20 protein-coding genes, 1 tRNA gene and 1 pseudogene are annotated in these 22,314 nt (G+C 65.2%); 6 read left to right on the top strand and 16 right to left on the bottom strand.

The window, feature by feature from the left end; all coding sequences use genetic code 11:
- Positions 1-21 precede the first annotated feature (21 nt).
- From BTE28158_RS19680 to BTE28158_RS19670, 3 genes are all read right to left on the bottom strand, one after another.
- Positions 22-1,065 (bottom strand): microcin C ABC transporter permease YejB, encoded by a 1,044-nt coding sequence (locus BTE28158_RS19680; RefSeq protein ID WP_124622392.1) that lies wholly within the window; start codon positions 1,063-1,065, stop codon positions 22-24.
- Between the two features lie 52 nt (positions 1,066-1,117).
- A complete protein-coding gene (locus BTE28158_RS19675; RefSeq protein WP_151050170.1) occupies positions 1,118-3,001 on the bottom strand; it encodes an extracellular solute-binding protein in 1,884 nt (627 codons plus the stop codon).
- Positions 3,002-3,182: 181 nt separating this feature from the next.
- A complete protein-coding gene (locus tag BTE28158_RS19670) occupies positions 3,183-3,545 on the bottom strand; it encodes a hypothetical protein (protein WP_059599493.1) in 363 nt (120 codons plus the stop codon).
- 250 nt (positions 3,546-3,795) lie between these two features.
- On the opposite strand from BTE28158_RS19670, the gene BTE28158_RS19665 reads away from it, so the two are divergent.
- Positions 3,796-3,999 carry a hypothetical protein gene (locus BTE28158_RS19665; protein WP_151050168.1) on the top strand — a complete coding sequence of 68 codons (204 nt, stop codon included), beginning with the start codon at positions 3,796-3,798 and terminating at the stop codon, positions 3,997-3,999.
- Positions 4,000-4,103: 104 nt separating this feature from the next.
- On the opposite strand, the gene cyoD is transcribed toward BTE28158_RS19665, so the two are convergent.
- From cyoD to BTE28158_RS19625, 8 genes are all read right to left on the bottom strand, one after another.
- The gene (gene cyoD, locus BTE28158_RS19660; RefSeq protein ID WP_151050166.1) at positions 4,104-4,436 is read right to left on the bottom strand and encodes a cytochrome o ubiquinol oxidase subunit IV; all 333 of its coding nucleotides are present in this window, start codon (positions 4,434-4,436) and stop codon (positions 4,104-4,106) included.
- On the bottom strand, positions 4,437-5,045 hold the full coding sequence (gene cyoC, locus BTE28158_RS19655) for a cytochrome o ubiquinol oxidase subunit III (RefSeq protein ID WP_059599484.1): 609 nt from the start codon (positions 5,043-5,045) through the stop codon (positions 4,437-4,439). It lies immediately after the preceding gene.
- Positions 5,045-7,051: a cytochrome o ubiquinol oxidase subunit I gene (gene cyoB, locus BTE28158_RS19650; protein WP_151050164.1), complete on the bottom strand. Its 2,007-nt coding sequence runs from the start codon at positions 7,049-7,051 to the stop codon at positions 5,045-5,047. Before cyoB ends, cyoC begins: the two co-directional genes overlap by 1 nt.
- Before the next feature lie 3 nt (positions 7,052-7,054).
- Positions 7,055-7,942, bottom strand: a complete 888-nt coding sequence (gene cyoA, locus BTE28158_RS19645) for a ubiquinol oxidase subunit II (protein WP_059450408.1) — start codon at positions 7,940-7,942, stop codon at positions 7,055-7,057.
- Between the two features lie 250 nt (positions 7,943-8,192).
- Entirely contained in the window at positions 8,193-9,719 is a 1,527-nt protein-coding gene (locus BTE28158_RS19640; protein WP_151050160.1) for an NADH-quinone oxidoreductase subunit M, read from the bottom strand.
- A gap of 449 nt (positions 9,720-10,168) precedes the next feature.
- Positions 10,169-11,542: a hypothetical protein gene (locus tag BTE28158_RS19635; RefSeq protein ID WP_151050157.1), complete on the bottom strand. Its 1,374-nt coding sequence runs from the start codon at positions 11,540-11,542 to the stop codon at positions 10,169-10,171.
- Positions 11,543-11,727: 185 nt separating this feature from the next.
- Positions 11,728-11,821, bottom strand: a tRNA-Ser gene (locus BTE28158_RS19630).
- Positions 11,822-11,931: 110 nt separating this feature from the next.
- Positions 11,932-13,185 (bottom strand): aspartate kinase, encoded by a 1,254-nt coding sequence (locus BTE28158_RS19625; protein WP_040144529.1) that lies wholly within the window; start codon positions 13,183-13,185, stop codon positions 11,932-11,934.
- On the opposite strand from BTE28158_RS19625, the pseudogene BTE28158_RS33105 reads away from it, so the two are divergent.
- A pseudogene (locus BTE28158_RS33105) lies at positions 13,168-13,405 on the top strand (hypothetical protein); the annotation flags it as partial. The gene BTE28158_RS19625 and the pseudogene BTE28158_RS33105 sit on opposite strands and share 18 nt — an antisense overlap.
- Positions 13,406-13,527: 122 nt before the next feature.
- On the opposite strand, the gene tilS reads toward BTE28158_RS33105, so the two are convergent.
- From tilS to cysS, 4 genes are all read right to left on the bottom strand, one after another.
- Entirely contained in the window at positions 13,528-14,934 is a 1,407-nt protein-coding gene (gene tilS / locus BTE28158_RS19620; RefSeq protein WP_174920036.1) for a tRNA lysidine(34) synthetase TilS, read from the bottom strand.
- A gap of 43 nt (positions 14,935-14,977) precedes the next feature.
- Positions 14,978-15,949, bottom strand: a complete 972-nt coding sequence (locus tag BTE28158_RS19615) for an acetyl-CoA carboxylase carboxyltransferase subunit alpha (RefSeq protein WP_059607910.1) — start codon at positions 15,947-15,949, stop codon at positions 14,978-14,980.
- Positions 15,950-16,048: 99 nt separating this feature from the next.
- On the bottom strand, positions 16,049-16,918 hold the full coding sequence (locus BTE28158_RS19610) for a DNA-3-methyladenine glycosylase family protein (protein WP_174920034.1): 870 nt from the start codon (positions 16,916-16,918) through the stop codon (positions 16,049-16,051).
- A gap of 43 nt (positions 16,919-16,961) precedes the next feature.
- Entirely contained in the window at positions 16,962-18,359 is a 1,398-nt protein-coding gene (gene cysS, locus BTE28158_RS19605) for a cysteine--tRNA ligase (protein ID WP_151050918.1), read from the bottom strand.
- 234 nt (positions 18,360-18,593) lie between these two features.
- Here cysS and BTE28158_RS19600 point away from each other — a divergent pair, with 234 nt between their 5' ends.
- The 4 genes from BTE28158_RS19600 (at position 18,594) to BTE28158_RS19585 (ending at position 21,340) form a co-directional block, all read left to right on the top strand.
- Entirely contained in the window at positions 18,594-19,316 is a 723-nt protein-coding gene (locus BTE28158_RS19600) for a tetratricopeptide repeat protein (RefSeq protein WP_170296462.1), read from the top strand.
- A 39-nt stretch (positions 19,317-19,355) separates the two neighbouring features.
- Positions 19,356-19,931, top strand: a complete 576-nt coding sequence (locus BTE28158_RS19595; RefSeq protein ID WP_012364186.1) for a peptidylprolyl isomerase — start codon at positions 19,356-19,358, stop codon at positions 19,929-19,931.
- A gap of 89 nt (positions 19,932-20,020) precedes the next feature.
- Entirely contained in the window at positions 20,021-20,512 is a 492-nt protein-coding gene (locus BTE28158_RS19590) for a peptidylprolyl isomerase (RefSeq protein ID WP_006483987.1), read from the top strand.
- A 27-nt stretch (positions 20,513-20,539) separates the two neighbouring features.
- The gene (locus BTE28158_RS19585) at positions 20,540-21,340 is read left to right on the top strand and encodes a UDP-2,3-diacylglucosamine diphosphatase (RefSeq protein ID WP_059607914.1); all 801 of its coding nucleotides are present in this window, start codon (positions 20,540-20,542) and stop codon (positions 21,338-21,340) included.
- Between the two features lie 39 nt (positions 21,341-21,379).
- Here the strand turns inward: BTE28158_RS19585 and cysE are convergent, their stop codons facing one another.
- Complete coding sequence (cysE, locus tag BTE28158_RS19580) at positions 21,380-22,153, bottom strand: serine O-acetyltransferase (RefSeq protein WP_151050920.1); 774 nt, start codon at positions 22,151-22,153, stop codon at positions 21,380-21,382.
- Positions 22,154-22,314: the final 161 nt, after the last annotated feature.

The raw sequence follows: 22,314 nt of genomic DNA, 5'->3' as shown, positions 1-22,314 counted from the left end.
GTGCTGGCGGACGGTTTCATGTCAGCGCTCCAGATTGTCGAATTGAATGCGCGGGTCGACCCACACGTAGCAGAGGTCGGAGATCAGCTTGGTCGCGAGCCCGATCAGCGTGAACAGGTACAGCGTGCCGAGCACGACCGGATAGTCGCGCCGCACGACCGACTCGTACGACAGCAGCCCGAGGCCGTCGAGCGAGAATAGCGTCTCGATCAGCAGGCTGCCCGTGAAGAATGCGCCGATGAACGCGGCTGGAAACCCGACGATCAGCGGCAGCATCGCGTTGCGGAACACGTGCTTCCACAGCACGGTGCGCTCGGCGAGCCCTTTCGCGCGCGCGGTCAGCACATACTGCTTGCGGATTTCGTCGAGGAACGCGTTCTTCGTGAGCATCGTGATGACCGCGAAACTGCCGACGACCGATGCGGTGATCGGCAGCGCGATGTGCCACAGATAGTCGAGCACCTTGCCGGCGAGCGACAGCTGGGAAAAGTTGTCCGATGTCAGCCCGCGCAGCGGGAACAACTGCCAGAACGACCCGCCACCGAACAGCACGAGCAGCAGCACGCCGAGCACGAAGCCCGGAATCGCATAGCCGACCAGCACGATGAGGCTCGTCGCGACATCGAACGGCGAACCGTTGCGCACGGCCTTCGCGATGCCGAGCGGCACGGAGATCAGATAGGTGACGAAGAACGTCCACAACCCGATGCTGATCGACACCGGCAGCTTCTGCACGATCAGCGACCACACGCTCTGGTGGCGGAAGTAGCTATCGCCGAGATCGAAGCGCGCGAAGCGCTTCAGCATCAGCCAGTAACGCTCGAGCGGCGGCTTGTCGAAGCCGTACAGCGCCTTGAGCTGTGCGAGCTGCTGCGCGTCGACGCCGGTATGCGCACGCATCCCGAACGGCGCCGCGCCCTGTTCCGTCGCGCCCTTGCGCAGTTCCTGCACGGCCTGTTCGACCGGGCCGCCCGGCACGAACTGGATCACCGCGAACGTGAGCGTGAGCACGCCGACGAGCGTCGGGATCATCAGCAGCAGGCGTTTGAGGATGTAGCTCCACATAGGGCGTCGACTCGCGATCGATAGGCTGGGTTGAACGAAGGGCCGGCAGGCTTCAGTGATCGGGCTTGGCCCACCAGGTCGACACGACCCAGCCCTCGGCCGAATAGTACAGCGGCAGCGTCTGTGGATAGCCGAGCGTGCGCTTGTAGGCGATCCGGTGCGTGGTGCTGTACCACTGCGGAACCGCGTAATAGCCATGCATCAGCACGCGATCGAGCGCATGCGTCGCGTCGAGCAGGTCGTCGCGCGTCTGCGCGGCGCCGAGCGCATGCAGCAGCGTGTCGACGGCCGGCGACTTCAGGCCGATGATATTGTCGGAGCCCGGCTCGTCGGCGAACTTGCTGGCGTAGCGCGAGAACTGCTCCGCGCCCGGCACCTGCACGCCCGGCAGGCGAACCGTCGTCATGTCGTAGTCGAACGCGTCGAGCCGCTTCTGCAGCAGCGCGTAATCGGCCGTGCGAAAGCGCGCGTCGATGCCGAGCTTCGCGAGATTGCGCTGGTAGGCGGTCACGACGCCTTCCATCGCCGCGCCCGAATCGTCGAGAATCTCGAACGTGAACGGCTCGCCCTGCGCGTTGCGCAACGCGCCGTCGCGGTAGGTCCAGCCGGCCTGCGCGAGCAGCGAGCGCGCCTTCAGCAGATTCGCGCGCAGCGAGCCCGGCGGGTTTGTGTTCGGCTGCGTGACCATCGGCCCGAACACGGCCGGGTCGAGCCGCGCGCGCAACGGCTCCAGCAGTTTCAGCTCGCCCGGGCCCGGCGTACCGGTCGCCTGCAGGTCGGTATCGGCGAAATAGCTGTCGAGGCGCGTGTACGCGCTATAGAACAGCTGGCGGTTCAGCCATTCGAAGTCGAACGCGAGATCGAGCGCCTGGCGCACGCGCACGTCGCGAAACTGCGGGCGGCGCAGGTTCATGAAGAAGCCCTGCATGCCCGCGCCGTTGTGCTGGCGGAATTCGCGCTTGACGAGCTCGCCGCTGTCGAAGCGCTTGCCGACGTCGCGTCGCGTCCAGTTGCGCGCGATGTATTCGACCAGCACGTCGTACTCGCCGGCCTTGAACGCCTCGAGCCGCGCGACGCCGTCGCCGTACAGCTTGTAGACGATCCGCTCGAAGTTGTCGGTGCCGATCCGCACCGGCAGATCGGCGCCCCAGTACGCGGGATTGCGCCGGTACGTAATGGTGCGGCCGTTGTCGTAGCGCTCGATCAGGTACGGGCCGCTGCCGATCGGCTGTTCGAACGCGAGCTGGTCGAACGGAATCCGCGAACCGTCCGCGCGCAGCCCCCACTTGCGCGAGAACACCGGCACGCCGCCGGCGATCAGCGGCAGCTCGCGGTTCGCGCTGCGGAATTCGAAGCGCACGGTCGCGGGGTCAACCACCACGGCCTTCGCGATTTCGGCGAAATATGCGCCGAACTGCGGTGCGGCCAGCTTGCTCTTGAGCGTGTCGAACGAGAACCGGACGTCCTCGGCCGTTACCGGATCGCCGTTCGAGAAGCGCGCGCGGGGATTCAGGTGGAACGTGACCGAGCGGCGGTCCGGCGCGATCGCGATGTCGTCGGCGAGCAGCCCGTAGGCGGATGACGGTTCGTCCATGCTGCCGGTCGCCAGGCTCTCGAACAACATGTCGATGCCCGGCGCAGGGTTGCCGCGCATCGTGAACGGATTGAACTTGTCGAACGACGTCAGCCGGTTCGGGTTCGCGAGCACGAGCGTGCCGCCCTTGGGCGCGTCCGGGTTCACGTAGTCGAAATGCTTGAAGCCCGGCGGATATTTCGGCTCGCCGTACTGCGCGATCGCATGGGCCGCGTGCGCGGCCGTCGCGGCGAGTACCGCCTGTATTGCCCATGCTGCCGCCGTGCGGCCGGCGGCACGTACTGCACGCGCGGCGCCGAAGCGGGTGCGCGCGGCGGCGGCCCGGGGCGAACCCTTCGTCATAGAGGCCCTGTCGGTCGATTGAGGGATGGAACGTGGGTCGATTCTACCCATTCAATTCGACGTCGAGCCAGCGTGCGGCTTTTCGCGCGTGGCGCCAACGCATCGCGACCGCCGCGCGCGGCACGCGCAGGCAAAAGAAAACCGCCTCGCGGGCGGTCTTCATCTCATGCGCGCATGTCGATCAACGCCAGCCGTTGTGGCGGCCGTTATCCCAATGACCGTGACCGCGATCGCCGCCCCAGCCGCGGCCATGATGGCGATACCACTCGTCGCGGCCCCAGTAGCGGCGGCCGTCCCAGTAACGATCGCCGTGCCAGCCGATCACGATCGCCGGTGCCGGCGCGTAGACGGGCGCCGGTGCATACACGGGCGCCGGCTGGTAGACGACCGGCGGAGGCGGCGGCGCATACACGGGCGCGGGCGCGACGTAGACCGGAGCCGGCACGCCGACGTTGATCCCGACATTGACTCCCGCCATTGCTGCGCCCGACACGAGCAAGGCCGTCATACCGGTCAAGAGCGAGGCAATACGCAAAGTCTTCATGGATTCCTCTTCGAGTTGTTTCATGTGTGATTCGACTATAGCGACAAGCGCCGTCCCGGCATATTTCAAGTTTGTAAGAACTGATGCGCAGCGTCGCAACGGGAAGCGCCCGCTAACGTCTTGTAACAATTGGCGCCCGGCCGTCGCGCCCGCCTGCCCGGCCCGCCTTGCCGTGCCGGCCGAGGGCCCGTTCCGCCCTTCCTGGAACATCTTTCATCCTGGCCCGCGCCCGGCGTCAAGCGGCGCAGCTTTGACGCTCGGCGGACCCGCGCTCGCGGTCGGCATTCTCGTCGACGATGCGACCGTCACTATCGAGAACGCAAACTGGCACCTCGAACAGGCCAAGGGCGTCCGCGGCGCGATCCTCGACGGCGCGAAGCATCGGCTCGCCGCGGAGTACCGCACGGACTGCTCGCCTGCGCTGACGGCTGACGCGGGCACGAGCACGCACTGACGACCGGTGCGTATTGCGCGGCCGAAATGAGAAAAAGGCGGCACTCGCGTGCCGCCTTTTTTGCATGAAGCGCATGGAGATCGTCCGCTGCGCCGCGATGCCGTTCAGCGTGACATCATGTTCATGCTGACGTTTTGCATCACCCACAGCGTGCCGACGATCAGGATCGCCGCCGTCAGCACGGTGTAGCTGAACGCCATCACGTTCCAGCGCTGGCCGGACGAACCGTTCATGTGCAGGAAGTACACGAGGTGCACGACGATCTGCACGAATGAGAGCGCGGCCAGCGCGATCAGCGACGCGTGCGGCGACAGCACGCCGCCCATCACGAGGCCGAACGACGCGGCAGTGAGCAGAACCGACAGGATGAAGCCGGCGACATAGCCGCCGACACTGCCGTGCCCTTCTTCTAGTTGAGACGAATGCGAATGAGCCATTTAGATCACGCTCGCGAGATAGACAAAGGAAAACACGCAGATCCACACGATGTCGAGGAAGTGCCAGAAGAGGCTCAGGCACGTCAGGCGCCGCAGGTCGCGATCGGTCAGGTCGCCGCCGCGCAGTACGATCTGCCCGGCGAGCACGATCATCCACAGCAGGCCGGCCGTCACGTGCAGCCCGTGCGTGCCGACCAGCGTGAAGAACGCCGACAGGAACGCGCTGCGCTGCGGACCCGCACCGTCCGCGATCAGGTGCGAGAACTCACGTAGTTCCATCGCGAGGAACGCCGCGCCGAGCACGAACGTCACCGCGAGCCACGCGAGCAGCGCGCCGCGCCGCTGCTTGTACGCGGCCAGCATCGCGAAACCGTAGGTGATGCTCGACAGCAGCAGCGCGGCGGTTTCGACCGCGACGCCCGGAATGTCGAACAGGTCCTTCGCGGTCGGACCGCCCGCATACTGGTTGCCGAGCACCGCGAACGTCGCGAACAGCGCCGCGAAGATCACGCAGTCGGTCATCAGGTACAGCCAGAAGCCGAACACCGAGTGCGACGGCGGATGGTCGTCGTGCTCGAGCAAGGTTGCGCTCAAGGTTTTCTGCAACATCAGTTGGCCTCCAGTTCCACGTCGTCGACATGCGTGGCCACGCGTGCCGCAGGTTGCTTCTCTTCGATCCTGCGCACCTTCGATGCCGGGATGTAGTAGCCATCGTTGTCACGCGAGCTGTAGATCACCAGCGTCGCGACGATGCCGACCAGGCCGCCGATGGCCATCCACCAGATGTGCCACACGAGCGCGAAGCCCAGCAACAGGCTGAAAATCGCGACCACGAGGCCCGCACACGTATTCGACGGCATGTGGATGTCGCGGATCGTCGCCGGGTTCGGCCGGCCGTCGCCGCGTGCCTTCATGTCGGCATACGCGTCGAGCGTGCGCACTTGCGGGATCACCGCGAAGTTGTATTCGGCTGGCGGCGACGAGGTCGCCCATTCCAGCGTGCGGCCGCCCCACGGATCGCCCGTGGTGTCGCGGTAAGCCGGCAGGTTGCGGTTGCGGATGCTGACGACCAGTTGCAGCAGTTGGCATGCGATGCCGATCGCGATCAGCACGGCGCCGAACGCGGCGACCAGCAGCCACGGATGCCACGCCGGGTTGTCGTAGTGGTTCAGACGGCGCGTCATGCCCATGAAGCCGAGCACGTAGAGCGGCACGAACGCGACGTAGAAGCCGACCTGCCAGAACCAGAACGCGGCCTTGCCGAGCTTCTCGTTCAGCTTGAAGCCGAACGCCTTCGGGAACCAGTAGTTGAAGCCAGCGAGGTACCCGAACAGCACGCCGCCGATGATCACGTTGTGGAAGTGCGCGATCAGGAACAGGCTGTTGTGCAGCACGAAGTCCGCGCCCGGAATCGCCATCATCACACCGGTCATGCCGCCGAGCGTGAACGTGACCATGAAGCCGATCGTCCACAGCACGGGCGTCGTGAATTCGATCCGGCCGCGGTACATCGTAAACAGCCAGTTGAACACCTTCACGCCGGTCGGGATCGCGATGATCATCGTCATGATGCCGAAGAACGCATTCACGTTCGCACCCGAGCCCATCGTGAAGAAGTGATGCAGCCACACGAGGAACGACAGCACCATGATCGCGCAGGTCGCGTACACCATCGTCTTGTAGCCGAACAGCGGCTTCTTCGAGAACGTCGCGATGACTTCCGAGAAGATGCCGAAAGCCGGCAGGATCAGGATGTACACCTCCGGATGGCCCCACGCCCAGATCAGGTTCAGGTACAGCATCGCGTTGCCGCCGGCTTCGTTCGTGAAGAAGTGCATGCCGAGGTAACGGTCGAGACCGAGCAACGCGAGCGTCGCGGTCAGGATCGGGAACGACGCCATGATCAGCACGTTCGTGCAGAGGACCGTCCACGTGAACACCGGCATCTTCATCAGCGTCATGCCGGGCGCGCGCATCTTGATGATCGTCACGAAGAAGTTCACGCCGGTCAGCAGCGTGCCGACACCCGAGATCTGCAGCGCCCACAGGTAGTAGTCGACCCCTACCCCCGGACTGAACTGCAGCTCCGACAGCGGCGGATACGCGAGCCAGCCCGTCTGCGCGAACTCGCCGATCACGAGCGACACGTTGATCAGGATCGCGCTGACCGCGGTCATCCAGAAGGACAGCGAGTTGATGAACGGAAACGCGACGTCGCGCGCGCCGATCTGCAGCGGCACGATCAGGTTCATCAGGCCGACCATGAACACCATCGCCATGAAGAAGATCATGATCACGCCGTGTGCCGTGAAGATCTGGTCATAGTGATGCGGCGGCAGGTATCCGGGCGCGTTGTAAGCGAGCGCGAGCTGCATGCGCATCATGATCGCGTCGGCGAAGCCGCGCAGCAGCATGATCAGTGCGACGATGATGTACATCACGCCGAGTTTCTTGTGGTCGACGGTCGTCAGCCACTCCGTCCACAGCCACTTCCAGCGGCCGGTGATCGTCAGCGCGGCGAGAATGCCCAGCACGGCCAGCCCCATGAAGGCGCCGGCCACCATGATGATGGGCTGATCGAACGGGATCGCCGATAGTGTGAGTTTGCCGAACATGCGTTACCCCTTCGTGCCGCAGGCGGCGTCCTTCAGGTCGAGGACGTGGCCATCGTTGTATTTCGCGATGATGTTGTGGAAGAGCCGCGGATCGACCGACGAGAAGTAGCGCACGGGCGCCTTCTCGCTTGGCTGCGCGACGGTGCCGTACACGGTCGCGTCGAGCCGGTCGGGCGAAGCCTTCACCTTCTGCACCCAGGCGTCGAACTGCTCGCGCGGCTCGGCGAGCGTGCGGAACTTCATGTCGGAGAAACCGCGGCCGCTGAAGTTGGCGGACGTGCCCGCATAGTCGCCGGCTTCGTCGGCGATCAGATGCAGACGCGTCTGCATGCCGGCCATCGCGTACACCTGGCCACCGAGCTGCGGAATGAAGAACGAGTTCATCACCGAATCCGACGTGATGCGGAAGTTCACCGGAGTGCCGACCGGAATCGCGAGCTGGTTCACCGACGCGATGCCGAGTTCCGGATAGATGAACAGCCACTTCCAGTCGAGCGCGACGACCTCGACGTCGATCGGCTTCACCGACGACTCGAGCGGCTTGTACGGATCGAGTTCATGCGTGGTTTTCCACGTGAGCACGCCGAGAAACAGGATGATCAGCGTCGGCACCGTCCAGATCACGACCTCGATCGCGGTCGAGTGCGACCAGTTCGGCGCGTAGGCGGCGTTGCGGTTCGATGCGCGGTAACGCCACGCGAACCACAACGTGAGCAGGATCACCGGCACGACGACGATCAGCATCGCCCATGTCGACGTCGCGATCAGCGCCTTTTCCGCGGCGCCGACGCTTCCTTTCGGATTTAGTACATCTAAATTACAGCCTGACAGGCTCAGCGCCGCGCCGATCGATATCAGCGCCGTCCAGCCTCTTGAAGCTTTTCTTTTCATCACACAGCCCGAGGGTCATTGAATCCGTTGCGTATGCCCGATGCGCATTCGATCCACGAAAGTGGCCGAATCATACGTCGCGCGGGTGCGACGAAAAACCGGTGGATGCGGCAAATCATCATTGCAAAATCTGCCGTGAGACAGATTGTCGCGGGGCAATTTCACGCGGCCGGACGGCGAGCGCGAGCCGGCCGGACGCCGCCCGCGCCAGCCCGTATGGATGTGCGCACAACGACTGCGCGTCAGGCAATTAGCCGTGCCTCGCTGCCATGTACGCCTGCGCAGGCGCGCCACCGTCCCCGGCCGGCAGCTTCGAATGGCTGGCGTCGTCGATCAGCCGCGCAACGGTCGGATCGATCGCGTCGGTGAACGGCTTCGGATCGACGCCGACCATCAGCACGATCAGCGCGAGCGACGCGAACATCACGATCTCGCGGCGGCTGAGGTCGGCGAGCTTCGCGATGCGCGCGCTCGCGATCTTGCCGAACACGACGCGCTTGACCATCCACAGCGTGTACGACGCGCTGAGGATCAGCGTGAGCGCCGCGATCGCGCCGATCCAGAAGTTGACGCGAATCGCGCCCATGATGACCATGAACTCGCCGACGAAGCCCGACGTGCCCGGCAGGCCGACGTTGGCCATCGCGAACAGCAGCGCGAACGTCGCGAAGCGCGGCATGACACCCGCCACGCCGCCATACGCGGCGATCTCGCGCTGGTTCGTGCGATCGACCAGCACGCTCACGCACAGCAGCATCGCGCCCGCGACGAAGCCGTACGACACGAGCTGCACGATCGCACCCTCGACGCCGATCTGGTTGAACAGAAACAGCCCGAGCGTGACGATCCCCATGTGCGCGACCGTCGAATATGCGAGAAGCTTGCCGAGATCAGTCTGCGCGAGCGCGATCAGGCTCGCGTAGACGATCGCGAACAGCGACAGCGCGATCACGGCCGGCGCGAAGAAGTGGCTCGCGTCCGGCGTGATCGGCAGCGCGAAGCGCAGGAAGCCATAGCCGCCGAGCTTGAGCATCGCGAGCATCAGCGCCGCGCCCGTCGGGCCGTCCGTGTAGACGTCGCGCAGCCACGTATGCACCGGCCACATCGGCACCTTGACCGCGAACGCGGCGAAGAATCCGAGGAACACCAGCAACTGCGGTGCGAAGCCGAGCTGCAGCGTGCGCCATGCGTTCATGTCGAACGTATGCGACTTCGCGTACAGGTACAGCATCGCCATCAACAGCAGCAGCGAACCCGCGAACGAGATGAAGAAGAACTTCACGGCCGCGTAGACGCGGTGCTCCCTGCCCCACGTACCGATCAGCAGGTACAGCGGAATCAGCGTCGCCTCGAAGAAGATGAAGAACAGCAGCCCGTCCTGCGCGACGAACACGCCGACCATCAGCCCCGACAGGATCAGGAACGACGCGTAGTACTGCGCGACGCGCACCGTCACCGACTCCCACGACGCGATCACGACGACGAGCGTCGTGAAGGCGGTCAGCACGACGAGCCACAGCGATGCGCCATCGATCCCGACGCGCCAGCCGGCGTTGAAGGCCGCCAGCCAGTTGCGGGTTTCGGCGAACTGCATCGCGGCCGACTGCGAATCGAAACCGGCGACAAGCGGCACGACGGCGGCCAGCCCCGCCAACGCGCCGACGAGCGCGATCAGTCTCGTGCGCTGCAGATGACGGTCGGAACCCGCACGCAGCAGGCACGCGCCGAACAGGATCGGAACCCAGATCGCCAGGCTCAGAAAGGGGAAATCAAGCATGTCAACAGGCCTTGAGAAGGTCGCGCACTGCATTGGGAACAGGCGCGACGAAGGGAACGAAATCAAATCGACAGATAGATTTCGTGGATCGCCATTGTTGGCAAAATGTAAAGCGGAATCAGCGCAAAGGTTGACGCCGCTCAAGCGCAATCGGGTTAACCAGCATAAGGCGATTGATTATTTTTTGCATCGCAGCAAAGCTTCGTTTCACGATGCCCGGATACGCCGCTGATTTTTATGAGTAATTTTTTGTAATGCGACGCAGCGTCGATCGTGTGAATCGGTGCGATGCCGCATTTTTGTCTGAAGACCGATTCTTCGGGGTGCAGGCGGTGAATGCGGGGAAGGATGAATGAGACCGATTCAATCCTTACATCGATACTTTCATTTTCACTTCAATGACGGCCGATCGGCGCGATCCGGAACACCGGAAGTCGCGGTGCATTCCGTTAGCGCTGATGGCTCAGCCTGTCCCACACGCGCATCGTCACCGCTCGATAGTGGTTGTGTTGCGCGGGGAAATGGACGAAACGGCTGTCGCGCGTCGCATAGACCGGCGACGACGCGAGCGACATCGCATCGACGATGTAGCGCGCGTCGATCATGCCCGCCTCCAACAGTTCGACATAGATCGCCTGCTGATCGCCGCCGCTCGCATAGACCGACGACCGATCGCCGATATTCTCGATGCGCGCGCATATGCGCTCGACCAGTTCGCGCATCGGCGCGACGTTGCGCACGCCGATCATGCACGAGTTGATCGCCCAGGCCGTGTGATCGGTGCCGATCACGAAATCGCGGCCGTCGATCACGCTGTCGACCGTCTGCCGCTGGTCGATCGCGAGGATGTCGGCGTCGACCCAGAACACGAACGCGTGATCCGGCAGATGTTCGCGAATCAGGTGCAGCTTCGCCCAGTTCGCATCGACCCCGGCCGGCAGGAACGCGGGCGGTTCGCGATACGCGTGGTACGCATAGCCGTGTCGCGCGCAATAGCGAACGAAGTTCTCTTCGTGGAGATCGCCGTAACCCGCGATGTGCGACGTGTGCAGACTCACGAACGCGATGTCTGCATGCGGGTTCAGGTGCCGCGCCGGCTCGCGCGTTCGTTGCTGCGCGGCGCGCCAGTCATCCATCGCGCGCGGCTGCTCGCCCCGCTGAACGCGCGCCGCATCGTCGACGAGCGCGAGCACGTAGCGAAAGTCGTAGTCGGGCGTCGGCGCCCATACGCCATCGATCTGCTGCCATTCCGGCGCGTGGTGCGCCACGAGCGGATGCGCACCGACGACGCCGTCGATTGCAAGCCCTTCGCCCCACACTGTCTGGGCCGACGCGAAATAGCCGGTCGCGAGCGGCTGATCGAACGGCAGCGGCGGGAAGTGCTCGGCAAGCAGCGTCGCCTCGCATGCATTTTGCCGCTCGGGCAGGCGCATCGCCCACTTGCCGAGCTCGACCACCAGCTTGCGCAAGCGCTCGCGCACGTCGGGCACGTTGCGAAAGATCATGCCGCTTGCGGCGGGCAACGGCGACTTCGACGTCTGCGTCGTGACGATCGCGTCATAACCGTCCGCGACATCCGGCAACGCATGCTGCCCGAACACTACCGAGAACGGATCGAGCACGAGCAGCAACGCACCCTGCTCCATCGCGACGAGCTGCGCGATGATCGCGTGGTACTTGTGGAGCACCTGCTGACGCTCGCCGTATACGTGCGTGCCGTCGACGATCGCGTGCCGGTAGCCGCGGCCTCGCGCGTAACGTCCGTGATTGTCGACAAGCCCGTCGACGGGTCGATGCGAAAGGATGGTCAGTACGGAATGCATGCGTGCCGGAACTCCGGATTGAGCCGCGCGAGGCGATACGCCTATTTAGCGCATGAGCGCTGCTCAAGTCGAGCATTGATTGGCTATCCGGACGACAGCGTGGCGACGAGCGGCGAGCCCGTCAGCGCAGCGGAAAAGAAAAAGCCCCGCAAGTCCGAGAACTTGCGGGGCTTTGTCACCGCTTTTGGCGGAGACGGAGGGATTCGAACCCTCGATCCAGGTTTTGGCCCAGATGCTCCCTTAGCAGGGGAGTGCCTTCGACCTCTCGGCCACGTCTCCCAAACCTTCGCTCGCACCAGGGAGGCAGTGCGACGAGAACAAGATCATATAGGGTTTGGAGCCGTTGGTCAATTTCCATGATGCATTTTCTTCAATGCATCACAAAAAATTCACGCGGCCTGATCAAGTTCGAATGCCTTGTGCAGCGCGCGAACAGCCAGCTCCATGTATTTCTCGTCGATCAGCACCGAAATCTTGATTTCGGACGTCGAGATCATCTGGATGTTGATGCCCTCTTCCGACAGCGTGCGGAACATCTTGCTCGCGACGCCCACGTGCGAACGCATGCCGACGCCGACGACCGACACTTTCGACACCTTCGGGTCGCCCTGCACGCGCTCTGCGCTCACATGGCCCTGCACCTGGTTGGTGAGGATGTCCATTGCCTTCTGGTAGTCGCCGCGGCCGACCGTGAACGTGAAGTCCGTCTTGCCTTCGACGCTCTGGTTCTGGATGATCATGTCGACGTCGACGTTCGCGTCGGCAACCGGGCCGAGGATCTGATACGCGATGCCCGGCTTGTCGGGCACGCCCATCACCGCAATGCGTGCTTCGTCGCGCTGGAACGCGATGCCGGAAATGACTGCCTTTTCCATGGTCTCGTCTTCTTCAAAAGTAATCAGGGTGCCCGAGCGCATTTCTTCGTCGAGCGCAATCAGCGGATCGGTCAGGCTCGACAGCACGCGCGTCTTCACCTGGTATTTGCCGGCGAATTCGACCGAGCGGATCTGCAGGACCTTCGAGCCGAGGCTGGCCATTTCCAGCATTTCCTCGAACGTCACGCGATCAAGGCGTCGCGCCTCTTCGACCACGCGCGGGTCGGTCGTGTAGACGCCGTCGACGTCCGTATAGATCAGGCACTCTTCGGCATCCAGCGCGGCCGCGACCGCCACCGCCGACGTGTCCGAGCCGCCGCGGCCCAGCGTCGTGATGTGGCCATCCGGATCGACGCCCTGGAAGCCCGTGATGATCACGACCTTGCCGGCGTTCAGATCGGCCTTCACGCGCTCGTCGTCGATCGAGTGGATACGCGCCTTCGTGAACGCGCTGTCGGTCTTGATCGGCACTTGCCAGCCGGCATAGCTCACGGCCTCGACGCCGATTTCCTGCAGGGCGATCGACAGCAGGCCGACGCTGACCTGCTCGCCGGTCGACGCGATCATGTCGAGCTCACGAGGGCTCGGCTGGCTCGAAATCTCTTTCGCGAGCCCGAGCAGACGGTTGGTTTCGCCGGACATCGCGGACGGCACGACCACCATCTGGTGCCCGGCCTGATGCCATTTTGCGACGCGTTTCGCGACGTTCTTGATGCGCTCGACCGAGCCCATCGAAGTGCCGCCGTATTTGTGTACGATGAGTGCCATTGTCGTTCTGAACAGAAGGAGAAGCCGCACGGGCGCGCTGGGCAGGCCGCGTTGCCGTTCGGTCACGCGGCTTGTGGCTGTGGACGGACGGCGAGGGGGACGGCTGGGACGCAACACGCAAGCGTGACGGATTTTGCCCGGAAGGCCGATCAGGCCGCGCAAACCGGGTACGTCACGCGGAAAACCTGCACAAATCGCTCAAAAATCGAGCCGAGCAAACGACCGAGCGTACCCGATAGAGGCCCGCTTGACAAGCCGCCCGCCGGTTTGGCAAGCGTTCCGGCGCTGTTTACCAAATGGTGAAAACCGGCGCGCGATCGCGCGGCCGGAAGTGTGCGGGCGCTACGCGATCAGCAGGTCGGGACGCCACTCGATCCGGCGCCACCCGCCGTCGCCGGACAGCCCGTCGCCATGATTCACGCCGAGCCGCGGCACGTAGACGAGCCGGTCGCCCGCGAACAGCAGCGGCACGTCACGCTGCCAGGCCGGCACACCGCGCTCCTGGAACAGGTTCTTCAGCGTGCGGCCCGGGCCGCCGGGCGACGTACGCAGCCGCTCGCCGCCCGCGCGGGCGCGCGCGGTGAGCGCGGCGCTTCGCAGCAGCGCCTCCGGCACCGCGCCGTCGCTGCCGGCTTCGGCCGGCGCGAATACGAACGTGCCGCGCCATGCCGGTACGTGCCAGACTTCCTGGCCGTCCCACGCAAGCGATGATTCGGGGTGCGGCGTTCCGGCACCGTCGTCGGCCGGCTCGGCGCTGTCGCCCGCCTCCCAGTACACGGTGTCGCGATAGAGTCGCAGACACTGCCCCGCGTGATCGATCCGCAGCGCATGCGAGTCGTGCGCGGCGCGCAGTTGCCGCATCATGTTCGCGAGCCGCCCTGCCGATGCGCCGGGCAAGCCGAGCCGGCGCATCCAGAAACGCAGCAGGTTCGCGCCGCGCGTGTCGTCAAACGCGACCAGCGCATCGCGCGACAGCGCGTGGCCCTCGTCGCGCGCGGCGCCGGCGAAATCCAGTTCGGCGAGATCGTCGAGCAGCCGTTGCGCGGCGGCCGCATGCTGGGCCGCACGGCCCAGCGCATCGCGAAAGCCCGGGAAATGCACGGCGAGCGACGGCAGCACGTCAAGGCGCAGCGCATTGCGCGCATAGCGCGTATCGCCGTTCGATTCGTCGTCGATCCACGTCAGCTCGCGCTGCGCCGCGTAGCGCTCCAGTTGCGCGCGCAACAATCGCAGCAGCGGTCGCACGCGTTCGACGCTCGTACCGTCAGGGCGATAGCGCGGCGCCATCGCGGCCAGGCCCGCAATCCCCGCGCCGCGCAGCAACTGCAGCAGCACGGTCTCGGCCTGGTCGTCGGCATGCTGCGCGACCCAGAGCGCGGCCACGCCATGACGTTCGCACATCGCGTCGAGCGCCGCGTAGCGGCGCTCGCGCGCGGTCGCCTCGACACCGAGGCCGCTGTCGCGCGGCACGTCGACACGTTCCGATTCGAACGCGACGCCGAGTCGCTCGGCCGTCTCCTGCGTATGCGCGACCCATGCGTCGGCGTTCGCACTCAGGCCGTGATGCACGTGCAACGCGACGCAGCGCGATGCGCCCGCCACGCGCACGGCCGCGTCGAGCAGCACGGTCGAGTCGAGGCCGCCGCTGTACGCGATCGCGATGCGCGCATTGGCCGGCAGATCGGCAAGCGCAACGCCGACCGCGTCGAGAACGACGCGGTCGGCGGAGAATTCGGTCGAGGGGATCACGAGACGGACGCGCGCCGGACGGCGCGCGATGCGAACACGCCGGTCATGCGCCGGGCGTGGTTTCCTTGAACTTGCCGTAGGCCATCAGGCGCTCGAAGCGGCGCTCGCGCAGCGCATCGATGCTCATGCCCTGGAACTGGCGCAGCGAATCGGCGAGCGCACGGCGCAGCAGCGCGGCCATGCCCTTCGGATCGCGATGCGCGCCGCCGAGCGGCTCGTTGATGATCTTGTCGATCAGGCCGAGCGCCTTCAGGCGATGCGCGGTCAGGCCCAGCGCTTCCGCAGCCTCGGGCGCCTTCGCGGCGCTCTTCCACAGGATCGATGCGCAGCCTTCCGGCGAGATCACCGAGTAGGTCGAGAACTGCAGCATCATCACGGTGTCGGCCACGGCGATCGCGAGCGCGCCGCCCGAACCGCCCTCGCCGATCACGGTCGTGATGATCGGCGTCTTCAGTTCGGCCATCACGTACAGGTTGCGACCGATCGCCTCCGACTGGCCGCGCTCTTCCGCGCCGATGCCCGGATACGCGCCCGGCGTGTCGACGAACGTGAAGATCGGCAACCCGAACTTCTCGGCAAGACGCATCAGGCGTTCGGCCTTGCGATAGCCTTCCGGACGGGGCATCCCGAAGTTGCGCGCGGCGCGTTCCTTCGTGTCGCGGCCCTTCTGATGGCCGATCACCATGCACGGATGGCCGCCGAAGCGCGCGAGACCGCCGACGATCGAAATATCGTCCGCGAATGCGCGGTCGCCATGCAGTTCGTGAAAATCGGTAAACAGTTCCGCAACGTAATCGAGCGTGTACGGACGCTGCGGATGCCGCGCGATCTGCGAGACCTGCCACGGCGACAGATTCGCGTAGAGGTCCTTCGTCAGTTGCTGGCTCTTCTTCGACAGCCGCTCGATTTCTTCCGAAATATCGACAGCCGAGTCGTCCTGCACGAATCGCAGCTCTTCGATCTTGGCCTCGAGTTCGGCGATCGGCTGTTCGAAATCCAGAAACGTGGTCTTCATGTGTTCGAATCCTTGGGTCTTGCAGCAGCGCGTATTCTACCCGCGCGGGCGACGTGCAAGACCGGCTCTCAACTATTGATGTTTAAAACCCGATAGCCGTCAATCGGCGCCGGCGTCCGGCGTGTCGAGACTGCGCCACATGTACCAGGTCGCGACGGTACGCCACGGCTCCCAGTTGGCGGCCACTTCACGCGCCTCGCTGCGCGTGACGGGCTCCCCGCTGAAATAATTGACGCTGATCGCGCGGATCAGGCCCGGATCGTCGAGCGGCAGCACGTCCGGCCGCGACAGGTTGAAGATCAGGAACATCTCGGCCGTCCAGCGACTGATGCCGCGGATCTGCGTGAGTTCGGCGATCACGTCCTCGTCGTCCATCGACGTCCATTTGTCGACGTGCAGCGCGCCGGACACGAAGTGTTGCGCGAGATCGAGAATATATTCCGTCTTGCGCTTCGACAATCCGCACGCGATCAGCTTGTCCGCGCCGAGCCGGATGACCGGCTGCGGTGCGAGTTTCGGACACGCATCCTCGATGCGCGCCCACAGCGCCTGTGCGGACGGCACCGAGATCTGTTGGCCGACGACCGAACGCGCGAGCGTGACGAACGGGTCGCCGCGCTTCACGAGGTGTGCGGGGCCGAACTTCGGGATCAGCTTCTTCAGGATGCGGTCGCGCTTGACGAGATCGGCGCACGCCTTGTCCCAGTATGCGGGACGCACGGCACCGTCGGCGCCGTCGACTGCCGCATCGGCTGCACGCACCTTGCGGGCCGCGTCAGCGGCCGCCATCGCGACCTCCGGCTGCGCCGCATCCGCGCCCTTCCCGCGCGCTGGCCTCGCATGACCGTTGAGCGCGCCGTTCGGCACGGCGCGCGTCGCGTCCGCCCTGGCCGCTGGCGCGCGCTTGGCCGCCGGACGCGCGGCGAGCGGAGTCGCGCGCCTGACCGGCGCTTTTCTGGCCGTTGCCATCTTGCCTCCTACCTGACGGATCGGTCAGTGGAACGCACCGCGCTCATACGCGACGCCATTCGGTCGATCCGCCCGGTTTGTCTTCAAGTGCGATGCCGGCGTCGAGCAGTTCCGCCCGAATCCGGTCCGCTTCGGCATAGTCCTTCGCTTGCTTCGCCGCGACGCGCGCGGCGATCTTCGCTTCGATTTCGTCGGCTGCGACCCCGCCTGCCTGTGCGGCACCAGTGCCCTGCTGCAGGAACACGCGCGGTTCGCGGCCCAGCAGGCCCAGCAGGCCCGCCAGCTGTTTCAGTTGCCGCGCGAGCGAGGCATCGCGCGTGCGGTTGACTTCGCCCGCCAGCTCGAACAGCGTCGCCACCGCGACCGGCGTGTTGATGTCGTCGTTCATCGCGGCCGCGAAACGCTGCGCATGCGGCTCGTTCCAGTCGAGCGCGAGCGCGTCCGGCTCGACATCCTTCAGCGCCGTATACAGGCGCGTGAGCGACGCACGCGCATCGTCGAGATGCACGTCGCTGTAGTTGAGCGGCGACCGGTAGTGCGTGCGCACGATGAAGAAGCGCATGACCTCGGCGTCGTAGCGCTCGAGCACTTCGCGGATCGTGAAGAAGTTGCCGAGCGACTTCGACATCTTCTCGTTGTCGACCTGCACGAAGCCGTTGTGCATCCAGTAGTTGACGAACGTCTCGCCGGTCGCGCCTTCGCTCTGCGCGATCTCGTTCTCGTGGTGCGGGAATTGCAGATCCTGCCCGCCGCCGTGGATGTCGAAATGGTTGCCGAGCAGCGAGCAACCCATCGCCGAGCACTCGATGTGCCAGCCCGGGCGGCCCGTCCCGTACTTCGACGCCCACGACGCACCCTCCGGCTCGTCGTCCTTCGCGCGCTTCCACAGCACGAAATCGAGCGGATCCTGCTTCGCGTCGTTCGCGGCGACGCGTTCGCCCGCGCGGAGGTCGTCGAGCGACTTGCCCGACAGCTTCCCGTAGTTAGCGAACTTGCGCACCGAGTAATTGACGTCGCCGTCGGTCGCCTGGTACGCGTAGCCGTTCGCCTCGAGCGCCTCGATCATGCCGAGCATCTGCGGGATGAACTGCGTCGCGCGCGGCTCGACGTCGGGCCGCTGGATGCCGAGCGCGGCTTCATCCTCGTGCATCGCGTCGATGAACCGGTCGGTCAGCGACTTGATCGTCTCGCCGTTCTCGACCGCGCGGCGGATGATCTTGTCCTCGATGTCGGTGATGTTGCGCACGTACGTGACCCGATAGCCGATCGCACGCAGCCAGCGCTGGACGAGGTCGAACACGACCAGCATGCGCGCGTGGCCCACGTGACAATAGTCGTAGACGGTGATTCCGCATACGTACATCCGCACTTCGCCGGGCTGGCGCGGCACGAAAACTTGCTTGTCACGCGCGAGCGTGTTGTAGATGCGCAGTGATTCCATAGAGATGAACCGTGAGCCGAAGGAAACCGCCCTGGCGAAGCTCGCCCAGCATGCGAAACGGACGGACCATCTGCCGCGGCACCAGGCCGCGCGTCCTCGATATCACATGGGGCGGTCAGGCTGCAAGCACAGCGGTGACGGCCACGAGAGGCTAAGAAAGACTGTCTGCCGCTCGCCGGAACGCGCAGACGTTTTGTTAGAATGGCTCGGAGTATAACATTCCGATTTACGCCTATGAAACCTCATCGCGGCCGCGCGCCGAGCGCTGCGACCCTCGTCGCGACCACCGTCATGAGCGTCGCGCTGACGCTTTTCGCGGCTCCCGCGGCGCATGCGCAGAAGGCCCCTGCGGTCGCCGACGGCACCCCCGAAATCGACGCGTCGATCGCCGGCAAGCAGTGGAAGCAGGCGCTCGCGCAGCTCGACGCGCGCATCGCGTCGAACCCGCACGACGTGCAGGCGCAGTTCAAGCGCGGCACCGTGCTCGCCCGCCTGAACCGCGACGACGACGCGATCCAGCAGTTCGTCGCGATCACGCAGGCCTACCCCGAACTGCCCGAACCGTACAACAACCTCGCCGCGCTCTACGCGAAGCACGGCCGCTACGACGAAGCGCGCAGCGCACTCGTCACCGCGACGCAATCGAACCCGAGCTACTCGCTCGCGTACGAGAACCTCGGCGACCTTTATCTGCGCCTCGCGGCCGAATCGTACAAGCGCGCGCAATCGCTCGGCCGCACGAGCGGCGCGACTGCGCAACGCCTCGCCGACCTGCAGAAGATCGTGTCGCCGCCGAAGGCGGCAGCGAACGCGCGCGCCGTCACGCCCGCCACGCGCGCGTACACCGATCGCGCCGCCGCGAACGTGAGCACCACTACGCTGCCGATGTCGCCGACGTTCCAGTTCAATGGTCCGTCCGGTGCGCTGACAGCGCCGTACGTCGCGCCGTCGCAGTAAGCGGCGCAACCTTCCTTCCCTCCCAATCTGAGGATCGCAATGAAACGTCTGTTGCTGGCGCTTGGCGGCGCCGCCCTTCTCGCGACCGCGCCCGCGTTCGCGCAATCGGCCACCGCGCACCCCGTCGTGCAGCTGAAGACCTCGCAGGGCGACATCCGCGTCGAGCTCTATCCGGAGAAGGCGCCGAAGACGGTCGCCAACTTCCTCGATTACGTGAAGGCCGGCCAGTACAACGGCACGATCTTCCATCGCGTGATCAAGGGCTTCATGATCCAGGGCGGCGGCTACAAGACCAACTTCGAGGAGAAGCCGACCCGCGCACCGATCCCGCTGGAAAGCCGCAATGGTCTGAAGAACCTGACGGGCACGATCGCGATGGCGCGTACCAGCGATCCGAATTCGGCCACCGCGCAGTTCTTCATCAACACGGTCGACAACAGCGGCCTCGACTACCCGAACCCGGACGGCAACGGCTATGCGGTGTTCGGCAAGGTCGTGTCGGGCCTCGACGTCGTGAAGAAGATCGAAGGCGTGGCGACGACCTCGCGCGGCCCGATGCAGGACGTGCCGGCCCAGCCGGTCCTGATCGAGTCGGCCAGCATCGTCTCGAAATAAGCACCTGCCGGCACGTCCGGCGCCACACGCGGCCGCGTCGCACGACCGGCCGCGTGCCATTTAAACCGCCTTACCGAAGGGAATTCATCATGGTTGAACTGCACACGAACCACGGCGTGATCAAGCTCGAGCTGGACGCCGCCAAGGCACCGAAGACGGTCGAGAACTTCCTCAACTACGTGAAGAAGGGTCACTATGACGGCACGGTGTTCCACCGCGTGATCAACGGCTTCATGATTCAAGGCGGCGGCTTCGAGCCGGGCCTGAAGCAGAAGCCGACCGACGCGCCGATCGACAACGAAGCGAACAACGGCCTGAAGAACGACAACTACACGATCGCGATGGCGCGCACGAACGATCCGCACTCGGCGACCGCCCAGTTCTTCATCAACGTGAATGACAACGACTTCCTGAACCACTCGTCGCCGACGCCGCAGGGCTGGGGTTACGCCGTGTTCGGCAAGGTCGTCGAAGGCCAGGACGTGGTCGACAAGATCAAGGGTGTCAAGACGGGCAACGCGGGCTTCCACCAGGACGTCCCGACCGACGACGTCGTGATCGAAAAGGCCGTGGTGGTCTGACGCATAGTCCGTTACGGAGGCACTTCGATGTTGCAGGAGAGTCCGCCGCGAAGCGTCTCCGCGGGCGTGCCGGGCGAGCGCGAATACGCGCAAGCCGCACGCCCGTTCCTGTTTCTCTCCGATCTGCACTTGAGCGAGGCGATTCCGAAGACGGTCGCCGCGTTCGAGCATTTCGTGAAATACACGGCCGACAGCGCCGACTCGGTATTCATCCTCGGCGACCTGTTCGAATACTGGATCGGCGACGACGTGCTCGACCACGATCCGTTCGCGGCGCGCATGGCCGCGCTGATGCATACGTTCTCGGAACGCGGGATCGCGCTCTACGTGATGCACGGCAATCGCGATTTCCTGCTCGGCCGGCGCTTCATGAAGGCGGCCGGCGCGATGCTGCTGCCGGACCCGGCGCTGATCACGTCGTTCGGCCAGCGCATCGTGCTCGCGCACGGCGACGCGCAATGCACGGCCGATCGCGGCTACCAGATATTTCGGCGGTTTGCCCGCAATGGCATCGCGCAAGCACTGTTTCTCGCCTGGCCGTTCCGCTGGCGTTGCGCGCTCGCGCAACGGATGCGCTCGAACAGCGAAGCGGGACGGATGCGCCCCGCTTCGCCGCGCTACGACGTCACGCGTGAAGGCATCGCCGCGCTGTTCCGGAAGAGCCGCGCGAGCGTAATCATTCACGGCCACACGCATCGCCCCGCAAGTCACGCCGAACCGGGCGGGATTCGCTGGGTACTGCCGGACTGGGATCTCGACCACGGCAAGCCACGCGGCGGCTATCTGCGCGTCGACGCCGAAGGCATCCACGCGATGCCGCTCGACTGACGCGATCGGCGCTGCCGGTGGCCGCCGGCGTGCACCGCGTTACGACTGGCGCTCGAGCGCCTTGCCTTCCAGCACCGCCGACAGCCTGCGCAGATCGAGACGCGCTGCATCCACGCCCTGCATCGTTTCCAGATGCGCGCCGAGTTGCTCGAGCGCCGCGACGATCTCGTCCACGCGCCGGCTTTCCTTCGCCGCGTGGTCGATCAGGCCGTGAATCGCGAGTGACATCGGGTCGTCCGCGTTCGGCGTGATCCCGTACGCGCAGAATGCGGCGCGCTCGGGCTGCGGCTTCGATTGCGCCGGCATCACGATGCGCGCCGGATTGCCGACCGCGGTGCCACCTGCCGGCACCGGCTTCACGACGACCGCGTTCGAACCGATCTTCGCGCCCGCGCCGACCGTGAAACCGCCGAGCACCTTCGCGCCCGCGCCGACGATCACGCCGGCCTCGAGCGTCGGGTGGCGCTTCGCGCCACGCGTGAGCGAGGTGCCGCCGAGCGTCACGCCCTGATAGATCGTGCAGTCGTCACCGACGATCGCGGTTTCGCCGATCACGACACCCATCCCGTGATCGATGAACACGCGCCGGCCGATCGTCGCGCCCGGGTGAATCTCGATACCCGTCAGGAAGCGCCCGGCCTGCGACGCGAAGCGTGCAAGCCAGTAGCGTTTCGCGCGCCAGCATGCATGCGCGAAGCGATGCAGCACGAGCGCGTGCAGCCCCGGGTAACAGGTCAGCACTTCCCAGGCACTGCGAGCGGCGGGATCCCGCTCGCGAATCGTCGCAACGTCTTCGCGCAGTCTAGTGAACATGATCTGATCTGGGCTGGGAAAAGGCCGGCGTGCCCCGCCGGCAATGGCCGGCCGTTATCGCACCGGGTAATTTGCTTATGACGTCCGCCGATTGTAGGGCCACTCGCGCGCGGCCGCACGGCGTCGCGCGTTCACCCCGCCAGCGGCACGGGTATTCGTGC

Source organism: Burkholderia diffusa, assembly GCF_902499115.1.
Taxonomy (GTDB): Bacteria; Pseudomonadota; Gammaproteobacteria; order Burkholderiales; family Burkholderiaceae; genus Burkholderia; species Burkholderia diffusa.
This window is presented reverse-complemented; position numbering and strand designations above follow the sequence as displayed.